5 protein-coding genes are annotated in these 4,058 nt (G+C 66.3%); all 5 read right to left on the bottom strand.

Annotated features, from left to right (window positions below; translation table 11 throughout):
• Window positions 1–1,159 (bottom strand): outer membrane protein assembly factor BamC (bamC, locus tag AB3X43_RS02040; protein WP_369428224.1); only part of this gene is annotated, 1,159 nt, incomplete at its 3' end.
• A 1-nt stretch (window position 1,160) separates the two neighbouring features.
• Complete coding sequence (gene dapA, locus AB3X43_RS02035) at window positions 1,161–2,042, bottom strand: 4-hydroxy-tetrahydrodipicolinate synthase (protein WP_369428223.1); 882 nt, start codon at window positions 2,040–2,042, stop codon at window positions 1,161–1,163.
• Between the two features lie 28 nt (window positions 2,043–2,070).
• Complete coding sequence (locus AB3X43_RS02030; RefSeq protein WP_473965043.1) at window positions 2,071–2,658, bottom strand: class I SAM-dependent methyltransferase; 588 nt, start codon at window positions 2,656–2,658, stop codon at window positions 2,071–2,073.
• On the bottom strand, window positions 2,643–2,771 hold the full coding sequence (locus tag AB3X43_RS02025) for a hypothetical protein (RefSeq protein ID WP_369428222.1): 129 nt from the start codon (window positions 2,769–2,771) through the stop codon (window positions 2,643–2,645). Before AB3X43_RS02025 ends, AB3X43_RS02030 begins: the two co-directional genes overlap by 16 nt.
• Window positions 2,768–4,006: an MFS transporter gene (locus tag AB3X43_RS02020; protein WP_369428225.1), complete on the bottom strand. Its 1,239-nt coding sequence runs from the start codon at window positions 4,004–4,006 to the stop codon at window positions 2,768–2,770. Before AB3X43_RS02020 ends, AB3X43_RS02025 begins: the two co-directional genes overlap by 4 nt.
• Window positions 4,007–4,058 lie beyond the last annotated feature (52 nt).

The following is a 4,058-nucleotide window of genomic DNA, read 5'->3' as shown; positions in this document are numbered from 1 at the left end:
CGAGTAATTGGACGATATTGCGTGCGCCGTCGTCCTTGGTGGGCGTGCCCTTGTCATCGAGTATTGATAATGAACTCGTGCTGCCGTTGTCCGATGTCAACTTCAGGCGGTACCGCGTGCCTTTCAGGTCGTCCTTGCGGGCACCGCTGAATACGCGCGAGAAGAAGCCGGGTTCTTCCTGTCCGGCCAGTTTCGGGTCGACGTAGCGCACCAGATATACATTCTGTGCACGGTCACGCTCTTCGACCGTAAAGCTGCTGCGATCCAGTGCCAGACCGACCCGGCGCCAGCTGCGTTCCAGGTTGTCGTCAATTTGCAACACCATTCCGATCGACTGATCGGCCACCCGTGCACGGGGGGGGGGAGCCTGTACTGCGCTGACGGAGCGAACTGCTGCCTCCACTGTTTTGACAGTGTCGGGCTTGCTGGCATCTGCTCCAGTGAGGCGCAGCATCAGCCGGGCCAGCATTTCTGCTTCGAGGCCGGGATCACTGGGTCGGCTCTGCCAGCGCAGGCTTTCACTGGTGCGCTCGATGATGACTTGTTCAATGCCGCGGTGGCTGATGTAGATCTCGCTGACCGACCCATTGCGTTCGACACGGGTGCGGTAGCGGTCCCGTTCACCAGTGTCTCGCAGCTTGTCGAGCACCTTGCCCACTGTGCGGCTGACGATGTCCGTCGGCAGCTTGGCCCGATTCTCTGACCAGTCGGTTTCCATCACGCCAACCTGCGGCGTGTCGACGACCAGTGTGAACCCGTTGTCCTGCCAGAACGTGCGCAGCGTGTCCCAGACCTGTTCGGGTGTCTGGCGGACCACCAGCCAGCGTTGGTTGCCGGCGCGCTCGATGCGCACGTCGTCGCTCGGTCGCGCCGCTGCAGTCGCCCCGGCCTGCGGCGCAGACGCTTCGGTCGTCTGCATCGCGGTGGCGCTGATGGCGCCCCCGGCTGGTGGCTGGTAGCGCGGATCGCTGGCCAGCTGCGTCAGGTCAGGCGGCACCTGCAGGGTCGGTGCCGGTGTGGCAGCGGCCGAGCGGTAGTCGATTTTGCTCGACGTGAGCGAGTCTGAGACGACCGTGCAGCCGCCCAAGCCGCAAGCGAACAGGGCAGCGGCCAGCGAGGCGCGCATGGGGTGGCGCAGGGACATCAGATTGCTTTTCATCTCAGAGAATGCCGGCTTCGCGCATGGCGCCTTCGAGGGGGGCGACCAGACTGTCGGACATCGGCACCATCGGCAAGCGCAGTGCGCCACCGCACAGGCCCATGCGCTGCATTGCCCATTTGACCGGCACCGGATTGGGTTCGGCGAACAGCAGCTTGTTCAGCGACAGCAGCTTGAAGTGGAGTTCGCGGGCGGTCTTTGCCTCGCCTGCCACTGCAGCGCGACACAGGTCCGCCATGGCACGCGGGGCGATGTTGGCCGTGACGCTCACATTGCCCTGGCCGCCCATCAGCATCAGCGCAATCGCGGTGCCATCGTCGCCTGAGTAGACACCGAAGCCCTCGGGCGCGTGCTTGATCAGCCAGCATGCGCGCTCGATGTTGCCGGTGGCTTCCTTGATGCCGATCACGCCGGGCAGCGTCGCCAGGCGCAGTGTCGTTTCGGGCAGCATGTCTGCGACGGTCCGACCGGGCACGTTGTAGAGCATCACGGGGATGTCCACGGCTTCCGTGATCGCCTTGAAGTGCTGGAACATGCCTTCCTGCGAAGGCTTGTTGTAATAGGGCACGACGCTGAGCGTGCAGTCCGCGCCGACTTCCTTGGCGAACTTCGACAGCTCGATCGCCTCGCGGGTCGAGTTGCCGCCGGCACCTGCCATCACCGGCACGCGGCCGGCGGTCTGCTCGACGGCAACGCGGATGATCTCGCAGTGTTCTTCGACCGACACCGTGGGCGATTCGCCGGTGGTGCCGACGACGCCGATGCACGCCGTGCCCTCGGCGATGTGCCAGTCGATCAGCCGGCGCAGGCTGGGGTAGTCCACGCTGCCGTCTTCATGCATCGGCGTGACGAGTGCGACGATGCTGCCAATGATCGGATTCATGTGCAATAGTCCTTGTGATTTCGGGATTCTAACTGCCGGGCAACGGCCACCGTTCCGGGTTGGCTGACGTGTCGGCGATGGTCTGGCGCACGGCGGCGATGCGTTGAACGAAGTGCGGCGGGGTGTCGAGAAAGCCGTCCTCGTAGGCAATGACCCGCAATGCCGGGCATACCGCGGCCAGCAACTCGCCTGGTTGCAGCAGGAAATCGGGCCGAGACGGTTTGCCCACGCTGGCATTGCCGTGCGCGAAGGTCTCGTAGAGCAGCACGCCGCCCGGCGCCACGCTGGCGACGATCACCGGCAGCAGCGGGCGCCACAGGTAGTTCGTCACGACCACGGCGTCGAAACTGCGTCCCGGCAATGGCCAGAGACCGTGTTCGATGTCAGCCAGGACCACCTCGGCGGCGCAGTCGTGCAATGGAGCCAGTGCGGCAACGTCCCGATCGACCGCGGTGACCCGCGCGCCACGTGCCGCGAGCCAGCGCACGTGGCGGCCTCTGCCGCAGGCGAGGTCCAGCACGCGGGCACCGCGGTTCAGGTTCGGAATCAGGCCCGTGTGGCGGGTGATCCAGTCGGACGGAGTCGGGTTCGGGGGCGCGCTCAGAAACAGCTCCACAGGCGGTTGCCCAGGTCGACGATCAGCGCCGGTTGCAGGTAGGCCGCGAACACCAGCCCCAGTGCGGTCGCCACCACGGCACCGAGCAGCATCTGGCGCACGGAGGGCCTCATGCCGGCTGGGCCATCGGTCGGGCGATGGCTGTTTCGCGCACGGGCAGGTTCACCAGCGCGGCGAACACACCCAGCGCCACGGCGATGCCCCAGACGATGTCGTAGCTGCCGGTGCGGTCGTACAGGAAGCCGCCCAGCCACACACCCAGGAAGGAGCCGATCTGGTGGCTCAGGAACACGAAGCCGCCGAGCATCGACAGGTACTGCACGCCGAAGATCTGCGCCACTACCGCATTCGTCGGCGGCACGGTGGACAGCCACAGCACCCCCATCACGGCGGCGAACACATAGACGCTCGCCGGTGTCAGCGGTGCGGCCAGGAAGGCGATGATCACCACCGAGCGCAGGAGGTAGATCGCAGACAGGATGTGCCGCTTGGACATGCGCTGGCCGAGCGAGCCGGCCGCATAGGTGCCGATCACGTTGAACAGTCCGATCAGCGCCAGCGCCGTCGTGGCCACTTCGGGTGCCATGCCATGGTCTTTCAGGTAGCTGGGCATGTGCACACCGATGAACACCACCTGGAAGCCGCAGACGAAATAGCCTGCCATGAGCAGCTGGAAGCTGCGGTAGCCCATCGCCTCGCGCAGCGCGGCGCCGATGCTCTGCTGCGGCCGCACCGGACCGCCGGGCAGCTGAGGCTCTCGCAGGCCCCAGGCCAGGGGAATGATGACCAGCGCCGCTCCGCCCAGCAGCACCAGCGCCTGCTGCCAGCCGAGGTGTCCGATCAGCCAGTTTTCGACCGGCACCATCAGGAACTGGCCGAACGATCCCGCCGCTGCTGCCACGCCCATCGCCCAGGAGCGCTTGAGCGGATCGATCTGGCGCCCGATCACGCCGTAGACCACGGCGTAGGTGGTGCCCGACTGCGCCATGCCGATCAGCAGGCCGGTGCTGGCGACGAAGGCCGGCCCGGTCGTGGACAGCGACATCAGCACCAGCCCACCCGCGTAGAGCAGGCTGCCGCCGATGAGGACGCGAAAGGCGCCGAAGCGGTCCGCCAGCATGCCCGCGATCGGTCCGGCCAAGCCCCAGGACAGGTTCTGCACCGCCATTGCGAACGCGAACGTCTGGCGGGTCCAGCCGCGCTCCATCGTGATGGGCGCCAGCCACAGGCCGAAGCCGTGGCGGATGCCCATCGACAGTGTGACGATGAGGGCGCCGCAGAGCAGAACCTGCGCCATCGACAGGCGGGCAGGGGCTTCGACAGAATGGGGTGGGGGTGGTGCGCGCATCCCGCAGACTGTAGCGAACTTCATCCGCTGCTGCTGGCGCACCGGGCTGTCG

This window comes from Sphaerotilus sp., assembly GCF_041083715.1.
In the GTDB taxonomy this organism is placed as follows: Bacteria; Pseudomonadota; Gammaproteobacteria; order Burkholderiales; family Burkholderiaceae_C; genus Sphaerotilus.
The sequence above is the reverse complement of the archived record's forward strand: the minus strand, read 5'-3'. Positions and strand labels throughout refer to the sequence as shown.